This window comes from Halomonas sp. WWR20, assembly GCF_054602495.1.
Genome location: NZ_JBTRHR010000001.1, coordinates 260,156 through 282,229, shown reverse-complemented (window position 1 = coordinate 282,229; position 22,074 = coordinate 260,156). Strand labels below are relative to the sequence as shown.

The window sequence follows — 22,074 nt, the reverse complement described above, 5'->3', positions numbered from 1 at the left end:
GAGGTGCTCGATATGTCATAGAATATTAAAAATTGCTGCCAATCTTGATGTATTTTATTTCATCGACAAACAAATAATAAACAAGGACTAAACAAAATGGATAATAACCAGCAAACAAACGCATCTATCCAAAAACAGCTCCAAGCAATGGCAAGCCAGATTGATAACCTGTCTCAACAGGTCCGGTTGTTGGAAGATCATAACGAAATTCGCCGTCTCCATCATAAGTATGGCTACTACTTAGACAAATGTCTTTATGATGAGGTGATTGATCTATTGTCAAAAGATAGCGAAGTATATTTTCTCAATGGGATCTATAAGGGTAAAGAAGGTGCGCGCCGGCTTTACTGTGGATGGTTCCGTGATAAATTTGCAGAAGGTACTAATGGGCCTAGCTATGGCAGCCTCCTAGAACATATGATTGCTCAAGATATTGTTACGGTCGCTCCAGATGGAAAAACAGCAAGAGGGCGGTTCCGCTGTTTTATGCAAGGCGGTACTCACGAACAGAGTCCCGTGGAGGAAGTGCCGCAATTCTGGGAAGGTGGGATTTACGAAAATACTTATGTTAAAGAAAATGGAGTCTGGAAAATCCAAATTCTTAACTATAATGCCTTTTTTAATGCCTCATTCAGTGAGGGCTGGAGGAACACTCGTACTGCCTACGCCGAACCCATGCTAAACACCCTCTACCCTGATGATCCGCAAGGCCCTGATGCCCTGCGCAATTCAGAGGATGTAGTGTTATGGCCGGACACTCGGGTTATTCCTTTTCATTACCCTCATCCTGTGACTCAAAAGCCCTTTGATTAAAAAGGCATCATCCTTCGATGAGTAGCCGGGCGGCCAACGCCCGGCCGTGTTGTTAGAGATTAGTGGCACCGCCATCGACTACGAGATCAATTGCAACAATATTGGAAGCTTCATCGGAGGCTAAGAACAGCACCGGGGCCGCAGCCTCTTCTGCTGTGCCTAAGCGTTTTAACAATGTCCACTCTTTCATGTCCTCTTTGATACGTAGGATTTCTTCATGGCTAAACTCTGTCATACGGTGAGGCAGTGGAGTATCGATGGGGCCAGGGCTACATACATTGACCCGTATACCAGACTGAATAAGTTCTGTTGCTAGCGTTCGACCAAGCGACTGCACGCCTGCCTTACTAGCACTATAAACGCTACTGTGAGCTTTGCCCTCACGCGCCCCTATCGACGAATTGAGCACAATGGCGGAACCGAAAGGCATGAGTGGAACAGCTTTCTGAACAGTGAAGAAAGTGCCTTTCAGATTCGTGTTCATGACTTCATCGTAGAACGACTCAGTTACATGATCGAAGGGGCAGAGTTTGCCGAGGGCAGCATTAGCGAAAAGGACGTCCAGGCGTCCGTGCTCTTGCCGGATGGTTTCCATTACTGTGTCCAACGCATTTAGATCTGCAATATCAGAACGCAGTGCTAAAGTACCTTCGCCAATTTCTAAGGAAGCTTTCTCCAAGGTATCAGGGTTTCTTCCTGTGATGATTACCTTGGCCCCTTCCTGATGGAATGCTTTAGCACTTGCCAAGCCTATGCCGCTATTGCCGCCGGTCACTAGAACTACTTTGTTTTCAAATCTGTCGACTCTCATTGTCATAACTCCTTGCATTTTTTATCTCATTCACTACAGAGACAGCCAACAGATACTATACTGGTATCGCCTCGCCAAGCTTGGCTATTAGTGCACCAAATCGTTGTTATAGCGAATAATAAAAAAGTGATAATGGTTCCTTAACGGACACGTTCGGTTCGCTGGCAGAGAAGCGGTGTGTGTGCAGTGTCTTTAGCATCGTTAAGGCTTAAGCCTTATCGCCAACGAGGAGAACAGTCATGAGCCAACCTTTTCCAGCGACTCCAGCTAATCAAGACTTTTTAACCCCTTCGCGTGTCGAGTGCGAAATCCACGACTTGCCTGTAATAGGCCAGCTTCCGGCAGCACTTGAAGGTATGTTTTTTCGCGTTGGTCCTGATCCGCAGTATCCTCGCAGAAATGGTGAGGATGATCCTTTTATAAACGGCGACGGTATGGTTAGCGTATTCCATTTTAAAAATGGAAAAGTTAGTTTTCGCAACCGTTTCGTAAGAACCGAGCGCTTTCAGCGCGAATACGATGCTGGAGGCCGACTGTTCGGCGATTACCGAAATCCTTATACTGATGATCCAAGCGTAGCCGGCCTTAGCCGGGGCACTGCGAACACGAGCTTACTCTGGCATGGGGGAAGATTATTCGCCCTCAAGGAGGACAGCCGTCCGGTTGAAATCGATCCAATTACGTTAGCTACTCTCGGAGAATGGGACTTCGAAGGGGCGCTAACCAGCCGTACGATGACGGCACACCCTAAAGTAGATCCAGTGACTGGAGAATTACTTATCTACGGCTCGGCGGCTAAAGGTGAGGCGAGTCCCGACATCGCCTTGTACTGGATCAACGCAGATGGCCAAGTGACGCGTGAAGAATGGTTAATGCCACCGTATGCTAGCATGATGCACGATTTTGCCGTAACGGAAGACTACATTATTCTTCTTGTCATGCCGACTACCAGTAATGATGAGCGACTAAAACGTGGCGGTCCTATTTTCGTATGGGACGAAAGTCAAGATACTTATCTCGCCGTGCTTTCCCGCAAGACGCAATCCGAAAGCGTACGCTGGTTCCGAGGCCCCGCACGTTGGGCCTTTCATGTAATGAACGCCTATAATAAAGGGTCTTTTATTTACATTGATCTCTGTGCAGCGAGAGAACAGCCATTTCCTTATTTTCCTAACATTGACGGCTCGCCACGAGACAAGGAAAAAGCCACTCCCCAGTTATTGCGCTGGACCCTAGATTTAGCTAGCGATGAAGAAGCCTTCTCTGAGCATATGATTTTTTCCCAGTTTTGCGAAGTTCCCGTGATCGATGATCGTTTTGCTCTACATTTTTATACTCAAGGCTTTCTGGGTGTTAATGATTTCAGTCGGCATATTTCTAATAACGAGGCCGAGATGGGGTTTGTGTTTAATACGATTATGAGAATAGATGTCGAGACAGGGGAAACTGACTCTTACTTTGTAGGAGAGGGGTATGCAGCACAAGAGCCAACCTTTGTACCATTACCTGGCGCAACGAAAGAAGCGGAAGGGTACTTATTAAGCGTACTTAATAATTACCGAACTCAACGAAGCGAGCTGGCGATCTTCGATGCTCATGACCTTAAGAAGGGGCCTATCGCTCGCTTACTGATGCCTTTAGCGTTACGCAATGGTATTCATGGTTGCTGGATAGCTGAAGAACACTTTTTATCAGCGAAATAAATGGAAGAGAGGGCAATATCTTGCCCGCTTCTTTCTACAGTTTCCTTTTCGTGCTTATGCTTTTTTGACGGGGCTGGCGAAGGATACAGTCGAGGAGCGAAAGAGTAACAGTGCGGGAACAAACAGTTTGATTATATAATATATAAAAAGGTTTATTTTATGAGAACCGCAAAGCTAGCAAGCTACGAAAACCAGCTTCTTGCGTTGATGGGCTTTACTTTCGCCTTTGTCTATTTTGATCGGCTTTCACTGAATTATATTGCACCATTTATTCAAAAAGATCTGTCCCTAAGCAACTCCCAGATCGGTCTTTTGACATCGGGCTTGGCACTGACTTGGTCGGTCTCAGGCTTTATTCTCAGTGCAGTATCTGACGCGTTAGGGCGACGTAAAATATTCCTTATTCCGCTAATCGCTCTGTTCGGTTTATGTTCTTTTGGTTCTGGGCTCGCCGGTGGTTTTCTTTCTTTGTTAATGATGCGTATTCTCATGGGTTTTGCAGAAGGTCCCATCTTACCATTAGCTCAATCCCTGATGGCGCAGGCCTCGTCGCCGAAACGGCGGGCAATGAACATGACTATATTGCAAAATTTTATCAATGGTTTTTTTATTATTTGTGCACCTCTGATCTTGGTGGCCCTCGCCGAAAGTGTAGGCTGGCGTATAACATTCTTCATTGCTGGGCTTCCTGGACTACTACTTGCAGCTCTATGTTACCGCTATGTACGTGAGCCGAAAGAGGATAAGCCGCCTAAAGAGAGCCCTACTGGAGGAATTTCTGCATTTACTTCTGAATTAGTCTCTCTATTACGTTATCGGAACATACGTGTCAGCCTTTTGGTTTCGAGTCTGATCGCCTCCTGGATGTACCTACTCCTAACCTTTATCCCACTTTATTTAATACAGGTAAAAGGCATTTCCGCGTCTAACATGAGCGTGGTAATGAGCATGTTTGGTGTGGCTGGCTTTCTTTCGGCATTCGCTCTACCGTGGATTTCCAACTTCATCGGGCGCCGTTATGCTACTTGCTTAGGGTGCTTAGGCGGAATTATCGCTCCCTTGGCATGCCTTTATGTTGAGGACTCCTTCTTTGCCTTAACAAGCCTGATATTCCTGGGCTTCCTGCCGGTGGTTGGATGCTATCCTATGCTATCAGGTGTTATTCCCTCCGAAACAGTGCCGTCACGCTTTTCCGGTCGTGCCATCTCGCTAGTGTTAGGAAACGGCGAGATTATTGGCGGTTTCGTAGTCGTATCGATCACCGGAATCTTAGCAGATATTTGGGGCCTTGAACTTACGCTTTGGATCGCTGCCGGGGCTGCACTCATCGGCGGCATGTTCTGTCTCGGTTTCGAAGAAACCGCTCCAGCTTCATCTACTATCATGGCAGTCGAAAGTTGAACTTTATTATCTTATCGTCCACCCCTATGGTCTCATTGACTATATTATAAAAATGAGGAAATTATGGAAATGGTTGATTTACTAGTTGCTGGGAGATTGCAAGAGGCCGCATTTGGAGCCCGGTTTGCTTGTGTTAACCCACTAAGCGGCGAGCCCGTCACTCAGGCCGCTGCAGCCTCGGCCGACGATGCCCGCCAGGCCGCCGAGGCCGCGGGTCAGGCTTTCATGGCCTGGTCGAAGACCGGGCCCGGTGAACGCCGCGCCAAGTTGCTCAAGGCTGCCGAACTAATGGAAGCACGTCAGAGCGATTTCATCGAGCGCATGGTCGACGAGACCGGCGCCACACCCGGTTGGGCCGGTTTCAATGTGATGGTCGCCGCCAGCATCCTGCGCGAGGCCGCTGCGCTGACCACGCAGGTCACTGGCGATATCATTCCCTCCAATATCCCCGACAATCTGGCTATGGGCATTCGCGTGCCGTGCGGGGTGGTCCTCGGCATAGCCCCTTGGAATGCGCCGATCATCCTCGGCACTCGTGCCATCGCAACCCCGCTGGCCTGCGGTAATACGGTAATCCTTAAGGCCTCTGAGCAGTGTCCGGCGACCCATCACCTAATCGGCGAGGTCCTTATCGAGGCGGGGTTCGGCGAAGGGATCGTCAATGTCATCACCAACGCCCCGGAGCAGGCCGCCGCCGTGGTCTCGGCGCTGATCGAACACCCGGCGGTGGTGCGAATAAATTTCACCGGCTCGACCCAGGTCGGGCGGATCATCGCCGAGAAGGCCGCGCGCCAACTCAAGCCGGCGTTGCTGGAACTGGGCGGCAAGGCGCCCTTCATCGTGCTCGACGATGCCGACCTGGATGCCGCCGCCGAGGCGGCCGCCTTTGGCGCATTCTTCAATCAGGGGCAGATATGCATGTCCACCGAGCGGTTGATCGTAGTCGACGTGGTGGCCGATGCCTTTGCAGAGAAATTGGCAGCCAAGGCCGTCAACCTGCGAGCCGGCGATCCCCGTGACGAGAGCAATGCGCTGGGCACGCTAATCAACCGCGAGTCGGGCGAGAAACTCAATGGCCTGGTCGACGACGCCATCAGCCAGGGGGCACGTCTGGTCTCGGGCGGCAAGGCGGAGGGTGTGGTCATGCAGCCGACCCTGATCGACGGCGTTACCGACAAGATGCGTCTGTACCGTGAGGAGTCGTTCGGGCCGGTGGTGGCGATGATGCGGGTTGCCAATGAAGAACAGGCGATTCGCCTGGCCAACGATAGCGAGTATGGACTCTCGGCGGCGGTGTTTACCCGCGACACGGCACGCGGCCTGCGGGTGGCCGGCCAGATCGAGTCGGGCATCTGTCACATTAACGCGCCGACCGTGCACGACGAACCGCAGATGCCCTTCGGCGGCGTCAAGTCGAGCGGTTACGGACGCTTCGGCGGCAAGGCGGGGATCGAGGAGTTCACCGAGCTGCGCTGGATGACAGTACAACTCGGCCCTCGCCATTATCCGATTTAGTTGATTAACATAGAAAGTAATTGCACAAGGGTAATTAAATGCTTTTAAAGCTTTGTGTATTTTTTCACCCACTCCTTGCTGGGAAGGTATACTAAGCAGACTCGTAACCAACGAACTCTGAACCCCTTAAGCTCTTCTTCCGCCACCGAAGCCCCAGCTACGTGGCGGATAGCCTCCTACCCCTATTACTTGACGCTACCTGCTTGGCTCCACAAATAAATATTCTGTACTATTATGGTGCCATCTCCATAGATAGTTATACTGTTTTTTAAAGTGTCTCCCCAGATATTTTCTGAAGGATCAGCGAGCAGTGCTGGAAAAAATTAATGCTTTTCAGGGTTTAAAGAAACGCCCGCGTTCATGAAAAACGTTCTCTCTTGAACAAGAAGTGTACGTTCTAGAAATATGTAAATATCCTTTGTTCTCTATAATTAGAAAATATCTAGACAGGCGCGCGAGTAGTCAAGTGATTAGTTAGTTAATGTGGTCGTGCCATACATTAATTACACTTAATATTAATTAACGACTCAGGCCAAAACAACCAGAGGAATAAGTATAATGATTATTTTTTTATAATTGAAAATTACCGTAAAATTGAATTGCCTTTTTAGAATAGTTTGGTATCTATAATCCAAGAGTTAAAAGCTACACAAAGACTTCAAGGAAAGATGCTTGCAGATAACACAGTCTCTACCGGCCACACATGATTGCAGCGCCTTATTACAAGGCTGGTATGACAAATCATAACCACATAGCGTAGCATGAGTTAAGAATTTATTAATTCTAAAAATCTAATAAGGACAAAAATGAATAATTTACCCTGCTCCCGCCAAGCACCCGAAAGACAAGGTATCTTGTCCAATGAAAATATAGGAAAAAGTACTACATCAATTTTAACAAAGGCTAAATTGCTATTAGTGGCATTGCTATTATTTCCGATGGGATCATGGGCACAATCCTCAGAGCCCTCCGAGCTATCGGAACGACTCGATAATAATCGAGACTCGCCTCAGCTAACTCAAGGTAAACCCATATTCAATGGATTAGGAAAAAAGCTCGGCACCATCGGCATCACACCCCATCTTTCACTTTGGTCACTATGGGTCAGTAACCCTTCAACAGGGCCGCGGGAGAACGAATATGCAATTACTAACAATATATTTGCGGGTGCCGATCTCAACCTGGAAAAGCTCCTAGGGATTAGCAACGCCACATTCCACTTCGAATACATTTTTTTCCTGATAACTACAATGTTGGCCAGCCTACTGGAGCCGTTTATGCGGGAGCCGCTAGTAGTTATTTTGGGGGCTCGCCGGCGCGCAATGATATCTCTAGCGGCTATCTGTCTCAGTTCTCTTACGAGCAGGATTATTTTAATAATCGGCTAAAGACCGTGATTGGAAGAACCAACGCAGGGCGCTATTTTTTTAAAAGCAACTGCTCCAATGTTATCACCTGCAACGACCCTATCTGGGATAATTCTACAGGAATACTACCTCCTCCCTATGGCTCTTGGGGGGCGTTCAGTCAACTCGTCCTAGATGGTGGCGGCTACATCAAGCTGGGTGCCTTCGAGTCCGACCCTAACCAGTATCTAGATAAGGGGCACGGCTTTGATTGGGGCTCCTCAGACTCGGCAGGAGCCAGCCTCCTCGCCGCAGTCGGCCGAAAAACTACCTTTATGAATACAGCATACCCAGGACAGTATGAACTTATCGGCTTTTATAATACGAGTGATCAATACGACCCGCGAACCGGTGAATTGGACCAAGACGGTAATGGGGGGGTTATGCTCAAGTTCCGGCAAGCTATCTGGAGACCTGATGGCGGGAGAAACCTGCTTGAAGATCCGCAAGCGCTTATGTTATTTGGATCGCTTGAAGCGGCACCCGGTAAGAACCAGCCTTATCAGGCATTTGCCGAGGCCGGTGTAACCTATCTTAATCCTTTCGACCGTCTATCAGACATGGCAAGCGTAAAGGTGAGCTACGCACGCCTCGGCGACCGTCAGCGTCAAGCTCAACGTGAGGCGCGTGTTGCACAAGGAGGCGTGGATACTGCCGAATCAAGCGGAGTGCATCGCTTCGAAATGAACTACCATCTTGGCTTGCCTCACTATATGTTCCTTGAGCCATCAGTGCAATACATTGTCAATCCCAGTAATTTCTTCAATCCTGGAGCTAGACGCCTCAATGACGATGGTATGGTTGTAGCATTACAGTTTGGTATCGACTTCGGCTTGGCAACAGGGCTGACTCATTTGGATTGAAAAAGTTGCTCTAGGCGGAACACAAATGAGAAAGAATAACCGTTTTTTCAAATAAAACACTAAGCTAAAGATAAATTATATCTATATAAGGTTGGTAAAATATATGTTGTTCTAAAAATCTCCCTGGCGCTCCATTGAAATCCCATGAGCAGGCTAGAGAATGGCTTACAAAATAAATATTTGTAGCTAGCCTAACAGGCCTGCCCCCTCAACCTTTAGTCTGGGGGCAAGAAGATAAACGAAGGAAATAATAAGGTATAAAAAATTTATAACATAACGCTGCTGCTAAGGGACCAACACCTTGTTACGACTTCTCCACCATAAAGTCAAGGTAGGTTAGCTAATGTGGCGAGGAGAGTAGATGCTTGGTCCCGCAAAGAAGTGGTTAGGGATATCATAAAAATCTTTGGGGCTTTCCTGCCACTGAAAAGACCCGTACCACGAGATCGACCACCAAGCAGCGACGCCACCATTCCGGTAGCGACCGCCATCATTCCGACAGCGACCGCTCCCCGTTATGGTTCAACTCAAGCGCTGCATGTAATCCACGTAGCCGAAGGTCTTGACCGTGCGTATCTCGCGGCTGGTCTCGTCGACTCGGCAGATTGCCGGGAGGCGGATGCCGTTGAAGGTGGTGGTCTTGACCATGGTGTAGTGGGCCATGTCGGTGAACACCAGCCGGTCGCCGATGGCGAGCGGCGCGTCGAACGAGTAGTCGCCGATCACATCGCCGGCCAGGCAGGTGGTGCCGCCCAGGCGGTAGGTATGCGCCTTCGCTCCCGGTAGATCACCACCGATGATCTCGGGGCGATAGGGCATCTCCAGCACGTCCGGCATGTGTGCGGTGGCGGAGGTATCGAGAATGGCGATGGGGCCGTCATTGTCGACGATATCCAGCACGCTGCACACCAGAAAGCCGGTATTCAGGGCAATGGCTTCACCCGGTTCCAGATAGACCTCAAGGTGCGGATAGCGCGCCTTGAAGTCACGGATGATCCGCACCAGCCGTTCCACGTCGTAGTCGGCACGGGTGATGTGATGGCCGCCACCGAAATTCACCCAGCGCAGGTCGGGCAAATACTCGCCGAACCTGGCTTCGAAGACCTCGAGCGTGGCTTCCAGCGCGTCGCTATTCTGCTCGCAAAGCGTATGGAAGTGCAGCCCGTCGAGACCCTCTACTACGTCCGGGGTGACGTCCACGGCCCGCGTGCCGAGTCGTGAGCCGCGTGCGCAGGGGTCGTAGAGAGCGACTTCACCGGTCGAGTGCTCGGGATTGACCCGCAGCCCACAGGAGATCTGGCGTGGCGCCGCCGCGACCTTGTCGCGAAAGTGGCGCCACTGGCCCGGTGAGTTGAAGCTCAAGTGATCGGCATAGTGCAGCACCACGTCCATCTCCGGCTCGGTGAACGCGGGAGAATAGACGTGGACCTCGCCGCCGAAGTGATCAAAGCCGAGGCGTGCCTCATCCTGCCCACTGGAAGTCGTGCCCACCAAGTACTGGCTCACCAAGGGGAAGGTATCCCACATGGCGAAGCCTTTCAGGGCGAGCAGGATCTTCGCCCCGCTGCGCTCCTGGACCGCCTTCAGGCGCTCCAGGTTACGGCGTAGCAGGGCGTCGTCGACCACATAAGCCGGCGACGGGCAGGAATGAATGTCGAACGGGTAGGTCGTCGTCTCCGCCATCACGAATCAGCCCAGCGGGTCGTCGTTGGGGTCGAGCTCGACCATCTGCCACGGCAGACCCATGTCGCCGATGCGCTCCATGAACGGGTCCGGATCGAGCTGCTCGACGTTGAACACGCCGTCGCCTTTCCAGATACCCTGAAGCATCAGCATCGCGCCGGTCACGGCGGGAACGCCGGTGGTGTAGGAGATCGCCTGGGACTTGACCTCCTGATAGCTCGCCTCATGGTCGCTGATATTGTAGATGTACACCTTGCGGCGCTTGCCGTCCTTGATGCCGTCGAGGATTACGCCGATGTTGGTCTTGCCCTTGGTACGCGGGCCGAGCGAGGCCGGGTCGGGCAGCACCGACTTGAGGAACTGCAGCGGTGAAATCTTGCAACCGTTGACCTCGATCGGTTCGATACGGGTCATGCCGACGTTTTCCAGCACCTTGAGATGCGTGATGTACTTCTCGGAGAAGGTCATCCAGAAGCGGATGCGCTCGAGCCCCTTGATGTTCTGGGCCAGCGATTCCAGCTCTTCGTGATAGAGCAGGTAGATATCCTTCTCGCCGATGCCGTCGAAATCGAACTTGCGCTTCTCGGCCAGCGGCGCGGTCTCCTTCCACTCGCCTTTTTCCCAGTAGCGACCGTTCGCGGTGATCTCGCGAATGTTGATTTCCGGGTTGAAGTTGGTGGCGAACGGATAGCCATGGTCGCCGCCGTTGGCATCCAGGATGTCGATGCGGTGGATCTCGTCGAACAGGTTCTTCTGGCCGTAGGCGCAGTAGATATTGGTCATGCCGGGGTCGAAGCCGCAACCCAGCGTGGCCATGTTGCCGGCCTTGGCGAAGCGCTCCTGGAATGCCCACTGTTCCTTGTACTCGAACTTGGCTTCGTCCGGATGCTCGTAGTTGGCGGTGTCCAGATAGGGCACGCCGGTCCGCAGGCAGGCTTCCATGATGGTCAGGTCCTGGTAGGGCAGCGCCACATGGATCAGTACGTCCGGTTTGAAAGACTCGATCAGCGCCACCAGCGCCTCGACGTCATCGGCGTCGACCTGCGCGGTCTGGATGGGACGGTCCAGTTGGTCGGCAATCGCCTTGCACTTCGCTTCGTTGCGACTGGCCAGACAGATTTCGTGGAACACCTCGGGGTGCTGCGCGCACTTGTGAGTCACGACACCACCGACGCCGCCGGCGCCAATAATCAAGGCTTTGCTCATGCGTTCGCCTCCAGATCGGAAATTCAATAGTGTTCGAGGCTAGTCGGAAGTCGGTCACGCAACCTACCCGGTCCGATGTCACCTTGGTCATGGTCTCACCCAGCCCCGATGAGCCCGGCGAGAGGGCGCCGATAATGGCCAACTCGGAAACAAGGCTCAAGTTTTTTTCGCAGTCTAGATAATCTTCTTTCATTGAGACGCGATGGCGTGACGCCGCCAGCCGGGATGTGACGCATAGTAGAGGGTGCCTTCACGCGATGCCAATCTTTCTTGTCCGTTCCGGTTGCGGATTTTCGCCCGATACCCGCGCTTGGCATCCTGGCCGGGACAGCCCTTGTGATACCCGGTAAAATTTCCACCCTGGCATCCTAGTTGAAGTTGACCGTGCATCTACAAGGCTTCGTTCTCACCCGCCATTGGCGGGATACCCCGCAAGGCATCGAAGTATCGTTCTGGCTGGCGACGGATGCCGGGCCGCGATACGTGTGCCTGCCGGTGCAGACCTCGGTGGCGTTCATTCCCGCCGAGCAGCGTCGCCACGTCGAGGCGCTGTTGCATGGCGAGCGCGGCATCGAGCTACGGCCACTGGATCTCTGCGATTTTCAGCACCGCCCGGTATGGGGATTGTACTGCCGCCAGCATCGTCAATTGATGAATCTGGAGCGGCGCCTGCGTGAGGCGGGTGTCGAGGTGTACGAGGCCGACATCCGTCCGCCGGAGCGCTACCTGATGGAGCGCTTCATCACTGCGCCGGTAGCTTTTGCCGGACAGGAAGTGGCGGACGGCACGTTGGCCGCTACGCACCTGAAACCCGCGCCCAACTATCGTCCGCGTTTGAAGTGGGTCTCGCTGGATATCGAAACCAGTGAGCGCGGTGAGCTGTACTCAATAGCATTGGAGGGTTGCGGACAGCGTCAGGTGTTCATGCTCGGGCAGGACCATGAGATCCATCCTTCCCTTGGCTTTTCCCTTCAGTATTGCGACAGCCGCAAGGCGCTACTGACGTGTCTCAACGAATGGATGGCGCAGCATGACCCGGATGCCATCATCGGCTGGAATCTGGTGCAATTCGATTTGCGCATCTTGCAGCGCCATGCCGAGGCGCTGGGCGTACCGTTGTTGCTGGGGCGTGGTGGTGAACCGATGGAGTGGCGCGCTCACGGCAGCAATGCCCACCATTTCTTCGCCTCTGCACCCGGGCGGTCGATCATCGACGGCATCGAGGCGCTGCGCTCGGCGACCTGGAGCTTTGCGTCGTTCAGCCTCGAGCACGTCGCCCAAACGCTGCTGGGGGAGGGCAAGGCCATCGACAATCCCTACCAGCGCATGGACGACATCAACCGCATGTTCGCCGAGGACAAACCGGCATTGGCCCGCTACAACCTCAAGGACTGCGAACTGGTCACCCGGATATTCGAGAAGACCGAGCTGGTCGACTTCCTGCTCGAGCGGGCCACGATCACTGGCCTGCCTGTCGATCGTAGCGGCGGCTCGGTGGCGGCCTTTTCGCATCTGTATTTGCCGCGCATGCATCGGCTCGGTTTCGTGGCCCCCAACCTGGGTGACCCGCGCGGCGAGAACAGCCCCGGCGGTTTCGTGATGGACTCACGCCCCGGTCTCTACGACTCGGTGCTGGTGCTCGACTTCAAGAGTCTCTATCCCTCGATCATCCGCACCTTCCTGATTGACCCGGTGGGACTGGTGCAGGGCCTGCGCGAGCCCCAGGACGAGATGGTGCCCGGCTTTCGCGGCGCGCGGTTTTCACGCACGCGCCATGCGCTACCCGAGATGGTGGCGCGGGTGTGGCAGGGGCGCGAGGCTGCCAAGCGCGATGGCAACGCACCGCTTTCCCAGGCGTTGAAGATCATCATGAATTCCTTCTACGGTGTGCTGGGCGCCTGGGGCTGTCGCTTCTTCGATCCGCGGCTCTCGTCGTCGATTACGCTGCGCGGCCATGAGATCATGCACCGCACCCGCGAGCTGATCGAGGCCGAGGGATATACCGTTATCTATGGAGATACCGATTCGACGTTCGTGTGGTTGGGACGTGCCCATGAAGACGACGAGGCTGCACGGATCGGGCAGCAACTGGTGGCGCGCGTCAACCGTTGGTGGCGTGAACATTTGCAGAAAGAATACGCTCTGGAGAGTGCACTGGAGCTGCAGTTGGAGACCCATTTCCGGCGCTTTCTGATGCCGACCATTCGCGGTGCCGAGGCGGGTAGCAAGAAGCGTTACGCCGGGCTGGTGAGCGATGGCGAAGGCGGCGAGAGGCTGCTGTTCAAGGGGTTGGAGACGGTACGCGCCGACTGGTCGCCGCTGGCCAAGCTGTTCCAGCAGGAGCTCTACCGGCGCATCTTCGTGAACGAGCCTTACTGCGACTTCGTGCGCGACTATGTCAGTCGCACGCTGGATGGCGAGTTCGATGAGCGGCTGATCTACCGCAAGCGGTTGCGTCGCAAGCTCGACGACTACCAGCGCAACGTGCCGCCCCATGTACGTGCGGCACGGCTCGCCGACGAATACAACGCCCAACTAGGCCGTCCACGCCAGTATCAGAACGGCGGCTGGATCAGCTATGTGATGACGCTGGCGGGGCCGGAGCCGCTGGAAACGCAGCGTTCTGCAATCGACTACCACCATTACCTGACCCGCCAGTTGCAGCCGGTGGCCGATGCGATCCTGCCGTTCGTCGGCGACACTTTCGAGGCGCTGATCGATCGTCAGTTGGGGCTCTTCTAGCCGGCTCCTTCGCTCCCGGCACGCTGGCAACCCCGGCAGTGGCAACTAGACTGGAGGCCAACAGGGCAAGGATAAGCCCGCCACCAGGAGACGCTGCGATGGAGACTTTACGCCACTGCTCTTATTCACCATGGACGGATGCGGCACTCCAATTTGGCGGTGGTCTCCAACGTCGCTTCGGTCATCGTAGCCTGGCCTTGCTGCTGGCGTTGGGCCTTGCCGTCGCCAGCATCGGCATGGGTAAGGCATATGCCGCCGAGCCTGAAGTGGAGCATCCCAGCGATTATCTGAGTGCCACGGGGTTTCCGGGCTCTCTTGTCGCTGCCGATCTGACCTCCTGGCGCGAGCGGGTCCCTGACATCGAGCAGATCGAGATTCCGTCATCCGCCGATGGGAGCAACCAGCCGGCTTTGTTCTACCACTCTGGATCGGGTGAGGAAAAACCACTGCTGCTGGTATTGCACAGTTGGAGCATCAATTACCTGCAGAATATCGACATTCCTGTCGCCGAGTTTGCCGTAGCCAACGATTGGGTGTTCATGCATCCGGATTTCCGTGGCGAGAATGATGGTCGCCCCGAGTCGACGGCTTCCGATCTTGCCATCTCCGATATGGAAGATGCCCTGGAATATGCCCGTGAAAATGCCAATGTCGATGCGTCGCGCATTTATCTTCTGGGTTATTCCGGCGGGGCAATGAATGCCCTGCATCTGGCCAGTCGGAACCCTGAGGTGTTTGCGGGCGTCTCGGCGTGGGTCCCGGTCTACGATCTGATCCCCTGGTATCAATGGAATGCTGAGCATGACAAGCCCTACGCGGACGAGATTGCCGGGGCATGCGGTGGCGCGCCACGTGAGGGAACCGTGGCCCGTGAGGAGTGCGTCGAGCGCAGCCCGCGGGCGCACCTGCCCGAAGTGGCCGGTGAACTCCGTGTGCTTATTGCCCATGGTATCGATGACCAGACCGTACCTCCCGCCCAGGCGATTCACGCCTTCAACGATCTGGCCGAGGATGAAGACCGTGTGTCGCAAGAGTTGATCGATCAGCTCATGGAGACCCGGCAAGTGCCCGAGGCACTGCGTGAGCGTTCGATGCATCAGGGGCGTGAATTTCCACGCTTCGCCGAGGCCGATGCGCCGGTAGTGCTGTACCTGCAATCAGGCCCCGCCGAGCTGGTGCTGTTCGAAGGTGGGCACGATATGCTCTATCGCCCGGGGCTCGAGTGGCTGGCCCGTCAAACACGCTGAGTTGAGAACACATCAAGGACGCTTGGCCCATGCATTGTTTGCCTTTTCCACAACCTCCGCGCTGCACGAGGTTCACGTTATCTGCCGTGCTTGGATTCGTCTTGAGTGGATTTATCGTGACTGCGGCCAGTGGGCTCTGGAGCTTGCCCGTGATCGCCGCGGATGATTGGTCGCAAGTGCCTGGCCCGTTGCCCGGGGAGCCGCGTATCATCGGCCAATACGGCGCGGCTTGCCTGATCGGCGCCGAGCAGCTCCCCGGCGAAGGGGTCGGCTATCAGGCGGTGGACCTCAAACGCAACCGGCATTATGGTCATCCCACCCTGATCGACTACATTCAGGATCTCGGCCGCCGCGTCGATGACGCCGGGTTCGGCCCGATCCTGATAGGCGACATGGCCCAGCCGCGCGGCGGCCCGATGTCCTACGGTCATGTCAGCCACCAGAGCGGACTGGACGTGGACATCTGGTACCGCCTCGATTTCCCTGCACTCGACCGCAGCGAGCGCGAAGGGCTCGAGCAGCCGATTCTGGTCGACCCGCAAACCCATCGCCTCGATGTCCGCTGGAGCGAAAGACACGCCGAACTCGTACACCTCGCGGCCGACGATCCGCGGGTGGCACGGATCTTCGTCGATGGCGCGGTGAAGCGCGACCTCTGTCAGCGCGAATGGGACGATCGCGCCTGGCTGCGCCGGGTGCGCCCGTGGCCCTTCCACGACGATCATCTGCATGTGCGGTTGCACTGTCCGCCGGGGGAAACCGAGTGCGTCGGACAGGCTGAGCCACCCCCCGGCGACGGTTGTCAGGGGATTCCGTCGACGCCGCGCACAAAGACCTACCCGAGCCCGAGGCGTAACTTGCCGCCGGCCTGCCAGGCAGTTCTGGCCGAGTAGCCAGCAGACCCGGCGGCGTATCGAATGCCGAGCGGGCCGGGCTCTGGTATCTGTTTGCATCGTTTGAGGGTCCAACGCCTTCTAGTTCACACCCTAAGCTACTCTTACTGACGTGTAATACTTGATACCCAACCGAAAAGCAGGAGATAAGCTTGGATCTGATTTTCTTCGATAGCTGGCAGGCGGTGGTGCGTACCGGGGTGCTTGCCGTGCTGGCCTATGCCAGCCTGGTAGCGCTACTGCGCCTCTCGGGACGACGTACGCTCTCCAAGATGAACGCCTTCGATCTGGTGGTGACCGTGGCCTTGGGCTCGACACTGGCCTCGGTCATCCTCAGCAAGAACGTGACGCTTTCGCAGGGGGTCTTGGCCTTTGCTCTGTTGATCGGCATGCAGTACGCCGTGACCTGGACCAGCGTGCGTGTCCCTTGGGTACGCCAAGTAGTGACGGGAGAGCCGGCGTTGCTGTTTTACCAGGGCAGCTACTTGCCGGCCGCCTTGAAGCAGGCGCGAGTGACCGAGGATGAAGTCCGCTCGGCGATGCGGGCGTCAGGATTCGCGGCAATGGATGACGTACAAGCCGTTGTGCTGGAGACCGATGGCTCGTTCAGCGTAGTCCCGCAGCTTGCCGGCAAGGGCAGGTCGAGCCTCGAAGGCGTCAAGACGCCCGGGCCGCGTGATATCGAACCGGGCTGAGCTACTCACCGACTGACGTCTGTCTACATGAGCGTACGTAAGGATAAACATGAGGCTCTGGTCGATACATCCGCATTATCTGGATACCAAGGGCTTGCTGGCCCTCTGGAGAGAAGGCCTTCTGGCCCAGAAGGTGCTGCTGGGCCAGACCCGAGGCTACCGCAACCATCCTCAACTGATCAGATTCAGGTCTGCGGCGCATCCCGTTGGCGCGATTGCCGGTTACTTGAATGGTGTCGTCGATGAAGCCGATCGCAGAGGCTACAACTTCGACAGAAGCAAGATCGTCAAGGAGGACCCTCCGGGGCGGCTGATGGTGACCCGCGGACAGTTGGCATACGAATTCCAGCATCTGCTGAACAAGCTGGAAGCGAGAAGTCCCGCGTCGTACCTACAGTGGAGCGATGTGAAGACGATCGAACTGCACCCGCTTTTCGATGAGGTGGAAGGAAGCGTCGAAGACTGGGAAGTCGTGTCGCCTGGGGCATCAGGCGCCGGTTTGCCGACCAACAAGAGGTGAGATATGGACGATTCGGGCCTGCGCCTCATCGAGGGGCAATCCTTGAGGACACTCTTTTCGGTGCCTTCGGCGCTGGCACCTGCACCGGGATGGCCGGTGCTGTGCTTTCTTCACGGCTACGACGAAGCCGCGCCGTTGGATATCCAAGCCGCTCTAACCCGGCATGGTCCTCTATCGCCAGCGAGCGCGTCGCTGGCACGCGAGGCGTTCATCCTGATAGCGCCGCAGTTGCCTGTCGCGGGCGATCATTGGCATCGCCACGCTGCCGAGGTGCAGAGCCTGGTGCAAAGCGTACGGAAGCAACATGGCGGTAATCCCCGTCAGACGTACCTGAGCGGCTTCAGCTTCGGGGGCAACGGTGTGTTCGATTTGGCTGTCGCGCAGTCCGAAATATGGGCGGCGTCATGGCCGGTGGACCCCACGCGAGTACCTCGTGAGGACCCGCGATGCCCGGTCTGGCTCTCCTTCGGTCAGGCGGCACGCAGGAGCAAGGCGGGATTCATCCACTCGCTCGGCCTGCAGGCAGTGGGTTCCATATCGGAGGAAGGCGAACGCCTCTACCTGGATGAGGGAGAGGATCATGTCGGCTCGGCCCGGCGGGCCTACGCCGATGAGCGCATCTATCGCTGGCTGTTGTCCAGGTCGCTGACCGAAACTGGAGCGCCTCGGGCCTGATGAAGCGTCGGAATGAGTCGCTCGGGGGTGCTCGCCGGCCTGGTCGGGGTCGCTCGGGAGAGTGCATGGTCAGCGTTGATGGCTGTTCTCTCTACGCGCGCTATATCACCTCAGCGGAGCGCAGGGCACTGCCCGTTGTCCTGGTTCATGGCCTGGGAGTGTCGGGCGCCTATTTCGGGCCGACCCTCGAGCGTCTGGGAAGAGAGTTCGATGTCTACGCTCCCGATCTGCCGGGTCATGGCAGAAGCGGTACGCCTTCACATCCCTTGGATATCGCGGGGCTTGCCAAGGCGCTGATTGGCTGGCTGGAGGCCATGGGGATCGAACGGGCGATGCTGGTGGGGCATTCGCTGGGCTGTCAGACTGTGGTGGAGGCCGCGCTTCGTCAGCCTGCGCGTATCGAGCGGCTGGTCCTGATCGGGCCGACGCGGGATCCCGCGGTACATGGGCTGCCGGTCCAGTTCCTGCGCGCCGTGGTGGCGTGCTCCTTCGAGCGGCCGACGTTGATTCGCCATTTCATTCGGGATTATGCCCGCATGGGGTCACGGTTGCTGCCTGAGGCTCGCGCGATGATGGAAGACCCGGTCGAGGCCAAGCTGTCGGACCTGACGCAACCGGTCATGCTGGTGCGCGGCGGGAGAGACCTGATCGCATCGCAGCGCTGGCTCGACAAGATGGCTCGACTGCTGCGGACGGATAGAATCACCGTGATTCCCGGCTGGGGGCACAACGTGAACTACAGCGCCGCAGAACGGCTGGTCGCTTCGATCCGACCTTTTCTTTACGAAGCACGCGCAAAGATGGAACAAGAGCACTAATTTGCCCTGCCGAAGATTAGCTTGATGTGGGTCGCGCTGTATTTATATATTTATCCGAGATCAATCGTACGATGGTTTCAGGCCCTTGCGGGTGGCTGTTCGAAAGGCAATGCCACCGAGGTTGGCCACGACCTGTTCTCATCGTTTATCAAGACTGTCTCACTCAACGCTACTCAATGGCTAAGCGCCCACCTGGCCAGCGAATCCGCGAAAGTAAGGCAATCACGCTAAAAGCAAATGCGATTCGCGCCCAAAATATCCCTGATAAGTCTGCACCGATTAGAAGAATCAGGAGTGTATCCTCGATGATGCTGTGGCAGAGCCCGAGGAAGCATAGCGCGAGAATACTGTCTCGTTTTGTCATTACTCCGGTCTCAACATCACGAATCAGTAAACCTGCGCCATAGCTCAGCCCCAAGGTAAAGCCGATGACAGTGACATTAGCTGCTGATTTACCAATGCCCAGCAGACGCAGTAAGGGCGATAAGCCGAGGTGGATCCATCGCTCTAACCCCAACTGGCGCAGCATTCGCAAAAGCGCCATGAGACCCAAAATGAATATAAAGATCATGGCGAGTGTCTGAATCTGAGCAAGGCACCAGGCCTCTAACGTGTCTGGCACCGGGTCGGGCCGCCAAACTAACTCGACGGGCTCCTGGAGGAGGCCGATTGAGGCATAGGTGTAATGCAATAGTGCGCCCAGGATCAATGCACCGCCAACACGTAATACGAGTGTCGCCCACCAGGGCACGCCGGCACGGCGGGCGACGGCCCCCTCGACGGGGAGTGCATGGCCAACGAGCATCAACGTGCCTAGCACGCTGACCTGGGCCACGTTGAGGGAAAGGTCGCCTGCAACTTCGTAGAACACCACAAGACCGGTGAACATGTTGGTCACTAGCGTTGTTGCCCATACGATGCCCAGAGCATCAGGTAACCCGAGCCAACTCATGAGAGGTGAGAGTGCAGCGCCTAACCAGGCGATTGCGCCGATCATCTCTAGCCCCTTCACCACCAACATCGCTGGAATAAGCACCTTGAGCAGGGTGAAGTACACACGCGTGGTATCGATCACCAGAGCGTAGACAGCGGTAAGGTAGCGGGGCATTGGCGGGAAAGCTCCAGACTGAATAATTCGCAAGCGCATATCATAATGGAGGCTGCGAAGAATATTCTTTCCAAGTCCTATCCAAGCGCTTATCTTGTATCGAAAGAGCCCTCACTAACGCAATATTATTGACATGGATAACCTAGACCGTCGTATTCTCGAGCGACTTCAACGGGATGCTGGTGTGACCAATCAGGCCCTTGCCGACGAAGTTGGCCTGTCGCCATCCGCTTGCTTGAAGCGTGTCAGACGGCTGCGTGAAGCGGGCATTATCGAGCGCGAGGTTGTCCTGTTGAGCCCCGAAGCCATGGGGCGCTGCCTTCACATAGTGGTCGAGATCACCATGGAGCGGGACAGGAAGAGCCTTTACAAACGCTTTCTGGATCGTGCTCTTGCGGCATCCGAGGTCAAACAGTGCTACCAGGTTACCGGCGAATGTGATTTCGTGCTGATCGTGACGGTGCCTGATATGGACGCCTACGACCGTTTCTGCGATACGGTACTGTATGCCGATGACAATGTGCGCAAGTTTCGTACGCTGCTATCCCGCAAACGCTGCAAGTTTGACACTACCGCCGTTCTTCCTGACAGCTAGCCAAGCGTAACCCGATTGCCTTGCTAGGGCGTCGCTCACCGATATGGTAGACAGATATTAACGCTATCTGCTGTCTGGAAAGCGTGTCGTTCCCAATATCCCGCTCTATCTCTTCTCGTGGGCGACGATGCGGAGCACACGGCATAAGGCGAGGCCACGTTCAGGTACCGTTTTCACATTCAAGATCAAAGGGAAGGGAGAGTCCGACTCCGCCCTTCGGCGGCCCGGCTCAGCAGAACGAGAACAAAACCACCGCCCAGCAGGGCACTGCCAATGGCGAACAGGGGCGCATAAGTGCCCAGCGTGTCATAAAGGGCAGACATGCCATAGCCGGAGAGTGCTTGTGCCGCGGCGAAAGCGGCGGTCGCCCGTCCCCATAGACGCTTGTGGTTCGCGGGGCCGACCAATTCGGCCAGGCGCCCCGACGTCAGGGCCACGATGCCGGGGACCATGGCCCCCACGACCAGTGAGGATGCCGATCGGCTGATGACGGCTACCGAGATCAACGGAAGGGCGACTGCGAGCGCCTTGGCCAGAAACGCCAGGGCCAGGCTGATATGCCATCCCAGATGACGTGCCGCCATGCCAGCCAACAGTGGCCCCAGGACCGCGCCGACGCCGAATATAGCCCACTGCAGGGAAGCTGCTCGCGTGCCCAAGGAGGCTTCCCGGCCAAGGTAATCGACCCAGAACACGGTATGCGGTACGAAGCCTGCTGCATCCAGGGCATAGGCGGCGGTTACCAGTATGACGACGAGGGTAAACCCCGTGGCTCGGCGTGTGCCGCCTGCGGCCGTGGTCTGTTCAGAGGTTTGGGGCAGACAGCTCAGGCCCCCGTAGCCGGCTAGCCCGGCCAGAGCGGTGAGCATGCCGAGAGCCAGCCAGGCAGCCGGCAGGCTGAAGTGCAGTAATGACGGCACGACAGTGGCGGAAAGCAGCGCTCCCAAGCCGATCCCGGTAAACGCTAGGGCGCCGATGAGTGGTCGACGACTTGCCGGTGTCGCAGACAAGGCCAGCGAGGGACCAACGACCATTAGAATGGCCCCGGCGATGCCTGAGACAAGCCGCCAAAGGAAAAACCATGCGAAAGCCCCAGGCCCGGCGCATAACAGGAAGCTCAGCGCCGTACTGCCAAAGGCGCCCGCCATCACCCATCGGGTCGAGAACCGCTCCGACAAGGCGTGAGCCGATAACGCGCCGATGAGATAGCCAAGCAGGTTTGCGGCCCCGAGATAGGCGGCCTGACTGGCGGAGAACCAGCCGTGAGCGACCAAGGCCGGTAATAGTGGCGTGTAGGCAAAACGAGCCATGCCAATGCCGACCAGGGTGGCCATGAGCCCGGTGAGTAGGGCGGGATAATCGTATCTGACAAGCATGGTC

General features: G+C 55.9%; 19 protein-coding genes. 14 read left to right on the top strand and 5 right to left on the bottom strand.

Going from position 1 to position 22,074, the window contains the following annotated elements; translation table 11 throughout:
* Positions 1-96: 96 nt before the first annotated feature.
* On the top strand, positions 97-813 hold the full coding sequence (locus tag ACW4DH_RS01260; RefSeq protein ID WP_459634535.1) for a nuclear transport factor 2 family protein: 717 nt from the start codon (positions 97-99) through the stop codon (positions 811-813).
* A gap of 52 nt (positions 814-865) precedes the next feature.
* On the opposite strand, the gene ACW4DH_RS01255 is transcribed toward ACW4DH_RS01260, so the two are convergent.
* Complete coding sequence (locus ACW4DH_RS01255) at positions 866-1,624, bottom strand: SDR family oxidoreductase (protein WP_459634534.1); 759 nt, start codon at positions 1,622-1,624, stop codon at positions 866-868.
* 239 nt (positions 1,625-1,863) lie between these two features.
* On the opposite strand from ACW4DH_RS01255, the gene ACW4DH_RS01250 reads away from it, so the two are divergent.
* The 5 genes from ACW4DH_RS01250 to ACW4DH_RS01230 all read left to right on the top strand — a co-directional run bounded on the left by ACW4DH_RS01250 (position 1,864) and on the right by ACW4DH_RS01230 (position 8,512).
* Positions 1,864-3,327 carry a carotenoid oxygenase family protein gene (locus ACW4DH_RS01250; RefSeq protein ID WP_459634533.1) on the top strand — a complete coding sequence of 488 codons (1,464 nt, stop codon included), beginning with the start codon at positions 1,864-1,866 and terminating at the stop codon, positions 3,325-3,327.
* A 159-nt stretch (positions 3,328-3,486) separates the two neighbouring features.
* Positions 3,487-4,728, top strand: a complete 1,242-nt coding sequence (locus ACW4DH_RS01245) for an MFS transporter (protein WP_459634532.1) — start codon at positions 3,487-3,489, stop codon at positions 4,726-4,728.
* Between the two features lie 69 nt (positions 4,729-4,797).
* Positions 4,798-6,243: an aldehyde dehydrogenase gene (locus tag ACW4DH_RS01240; protein ID WP_459634531.1), complete on the top strand. Its 1,446-nt coding sequence runs from the start codon at positions 4,798-4,800 to the stop codon at positions 6,241-6,243.
* Between the two features lie 806 nt (positions 6,244-7,049).
* Positions 7,050-7,631, top strand: a complete 582-nt coding sequence (locus ACW4DH_RS01235; protein WP_459634530.1) for a hypothetical protein — start codon at positions 7,050-7,052, stop codon at positions 7,629-7,631.
* Between the two features lie 5 nt (positions 7,632-7,636).
* A complete protein-coding gene (locus tag ACW4DH_RS01230) occupies positions 7,637-8,512 on the top strand; it encodes a carbohydrate porin (RefSeq protein ID WP_459634529.1) in 876 nt (291 codons plus the stop codon).
* A 522-nt stretch (positions 8,513-9,034) separates the two neighbouring features.
* Here the strand turns inward: ACW4DH_RS01230 and nspC are convergent.
* Both nspC and ACW4DH_RS01220 read right to left on the bottom strand, forming a co-directional pair.
* Positions 9,035-10,195: a carboxynorspermidine decarboxylase gene (nspC, locus tag ACW4DH_RS01225; RefSeq protein WP_459634528.1), complete on the bottom strand. Its 1,161-nt coding sequence runs from the start codon at positions 10,193-10,195 to the stop codon at positions 9,035-9,037.
* 6 nt (positions 10,196-10,201) lie between these two features.
* The gene (locus tag ACW4DH_RS01220) at positions 10,202-11,401 is read right to left on the bottom strand and encodes a saccharopine dehydrogenase family protein (protein WP_459634527.1); all 1,200 of its coding nucleotides are present in this window, start codon (positions 11,399-11,401) and stop codon (positions 10,202-10,204) included.
* Between the two features lie 384 nt (positions 11,402-11,785).
* Here ACW4DH_RS01220 and ACW4DH_RS01215 point away from each other — a divergent pair, with 384 nt between their 5' ends.
* The 7 genes from ACW4DH_RS01215 (at position 11,786) to ACW4DH_RS01185 (ending at position 18,991) form a co-directional block, all read left to right on the top strand.
* Positions 11,786-14,143, top strand: coding sequence for a DNA polymerase II (locus ACW4DH_RS01215; RefSeq protein ID WP_459634526.1), 2,358 nt, complete (start codon positions 11,786-11,788; stop codon positions 14,141-14,143).
* Between the two features lie 98 nt (positions 14,144-14,241).
* Complete coding sequence (locus tag ACW4DH_RS01210) at positions 14,242-15,390, top strand: alpha/beta hydrolase family protein (RefSeq protein ID WP_459634525.1); 1,149 nt, start codon at positions 14,242-14,244, stop codon at positions 15,388-15,390.
* A 101-nt stretch (positions 15,391-15,491) separates the two neighbouring features.
* Positions 15,492-16,283: a penicillin-insensitive murein endopeptidase gene (mepA, locus tag ACW4DH_RS01205; protein ID WP_459634524.1), complete on the top strand. Its 792-nt coding sequence runs from the start codon at positions 15,492-15,494 to the stop codon at positions 16,281-16,283.
* A 152-nt stretch (positions 16,284-16,435) separates the two neighbouring features.
* Entirely contained in the window at positions 16,436-16,978 is a 543-nt protein-coding gene (locus ACW4DH_RS01200) for a DUF421 domain-containing protein (protein WP_459634523.1), read from the top strand.
* A 49-nt stretch (positions 16,979-17,027) separates the two neighbouring features.
* Positions 17,028-17,498: a pyrimidine dimer DNA glycosylase/endonuclease V gene (locus tag ACW4DH_RS01195; protein WP_459634522.1), complete on the top strand. Its 471-nt coding sequence runs from the start codon at positions 17,028-17,030 to the stop codon at positions 17,496-17,498.
* Between the two features lie 3 nt (positions 17,499-17,501).
* Positions 17,502-18,173, top strand: a complete 672-nt coding sequence (locus tag ACW4DH_RS01190; protein WP_459634521.1) for a hypothetical protein — start codon at positions 17,502-17,504, stop codon at positions 18,171-18,173.
* A 65-nt stretch (positions 18,174-18,238) separates the two neighbouring features.
* Positions 18,239-18,991: an alpha/beta fold hydrolase gene (locus tag ACW4DH_RS01185; RefSeq protein WP_459634520.1), complete on the top strand. Its 753-nt coding sequence runs from the start codon at positions 18,239-18,241 to the stop codon at positions 18,989-18,991.
* 169 nt (positions 18,992-19,160) lie between these two features.
* On the opposite strand, the gene ACW4DH_RS01180 is transcribed toward ACW4DH_RS01185, so the two are convergent.
* The gene (locus tag ACW4DH_RS01180; RefSeq protein ID WP_459634519.1) at positions 19,161-20,099 is read right to left on the bottom strand and encodes a nucleoside recognition domain-containing protein; all 939 of its coding nucleotides are present in this window, start codon (positions 20,097-20,099) and stop codon (positions 19,161-19,163) included.
* 133 nt (positions 20,100-20,232) lie between these two features.
* Between ACW4DH_RS01180 and ACW4DH_RS01175 the strand changes: the two genes are divergently transcribed.
* Positions 20,233-20,694: an Lrp/AsnC family transcriptional regulator gene (locus ACW4DH_RS01175; protein ID WP_459634518.1), complete on the top strand. Its 462-nt coding sequence runs from the start codon at positions 20,233-20,235 to the stop codon at positions 20,692-20,694.
* 185 nt (positions 20,695-20,879) lie between these two features.
* Here the strand turns inward: ACW4DH_RS01175 and ACW4DH_RS01170 are convergent, their stop codons facing one another.
* Positions 20,880-22,070, bottom strand: a complete 1,191-nt coding sequence (locus tag ACW4DH_RS01170; protein ID WP_459634517.1) for a YbfB/YjiJ family MFS transporter — start codon at positions 22,068-22,070, stop codon at positions 20,880-20,882.
* Between the last annotated feature and the right edge of the window lie 4 nt (positions 22,071-22,074).

Excerpts from the sequence above, each read along its gene's own strand:
- ACW4DH_RS01260 (WP_459634535.1), top strand. The coding sequence starts at position 97 with ATGGATAATAACCAGCAAACAAACGCATCTATCCAAAAACAGCTCCAA.
- ACW4DH_RS01255 (WP_459634534.1), bottom strand. The coding sequence starts at position 1,624 with ATGAGAGTCGACAGATTTGAAAACAAAGTAGTTCTAGTGACCGGCGGC.
- ACW4DH_RS01250 (WP_459634533.1), top strand. The coding sequence starts at position 1,864 with ATGAGCCAACCTTTTCCAGCGACTCCAGCTAATCAAGACTTTTTAACC.
- ACW4DH_RS01245 (WP_459634532.1), top strand. The coding sequence starts at position 3,487 with ATGAGAACCGCAAAGCTAGCAAGCTACGAAAACCAGCTTCTTGCGTTG.
- ACW4DH_RS01240 (WP_459634531.1), top strand. The coding sequence starts at position 4,798 with ATGGTTGATTTACTAGTTGCTGGGAGATTGCAAGAGGCCGCATTTGGA.
- ACW4DH_RS01235 (WP_459634530.1), top strand. The coding sequence starts at position 7,050 with ATGAATAATTTACCCTGCTCCCGCCAAGCACCCGAAAGACAAGGTATC.
- nspC (WP_459634528.1), bottom strand. The coding sequence starts at position 10,195 with ATGGCGGAGACGACGACCTACCCGTTCGACATTCATTCCTGCCCGTCG.
- ACW4DH_RS01220 (WP_459634527.1), bottom strand. The coding sequence starts at position 11,401 with ATGAGCAAAGCCTTGATTATTGGCGCCGGCGGCGTCGGTGGTGTCGTG.
- ACW4DH_RS01210 (WP_459634525.1), top strand. The coding sequence starts at position 14,242 with ATGGAGACTTTACGCCACTGCTCTTATTCACCATGGACGGATGCGGCA.
- ACW4DH_RS01195 (WP_459634522.1), top strand. The coding sequence starts at position 17,028 with ATGAGGCTCTGGTCGATACATCCGCATTATCTGGATACCAAGGGCTTG.
- ACW4DH_RS01190 (WP_459634521.1), top strand. The coding sequence starts at position 17,502 with ATGGACGATTCGGGCCTGCGCCTCATCGAGGGGCAATCCTTGAGGACA.
- ACW4DH_RS01185 (WP_459634520.1), top strand. The coding sequence starts at position 18,239 with ATGGTCAGCGTTGATGGCTGTTCTCTCTACGCGCGCTATATCACCTCA.
- ACW4DH_RS01180 (WP_459634519.1), bottom strand. The coding sequence starts at position 20,099 with ATGCCCCGCTACCTTACCGCTGTCTACGCTCTGGTGATCGATACCACG.
- ACW4DH_RS01175 (WP_459634518.1), top strand. The coding sequence starts at position 20,233 with ATGGATAACCTAGACCGTCGTATTCTCGAGCGACTTCAACGGGATGCT.
- ACW4DH_RS01170 (WP_459634517.1), bottom strand. The coding sequence starts at position 22,070 with ATGCTTGTCAGATACGATTATCCCGCCCTACTCACCGGGCTCATGGCC.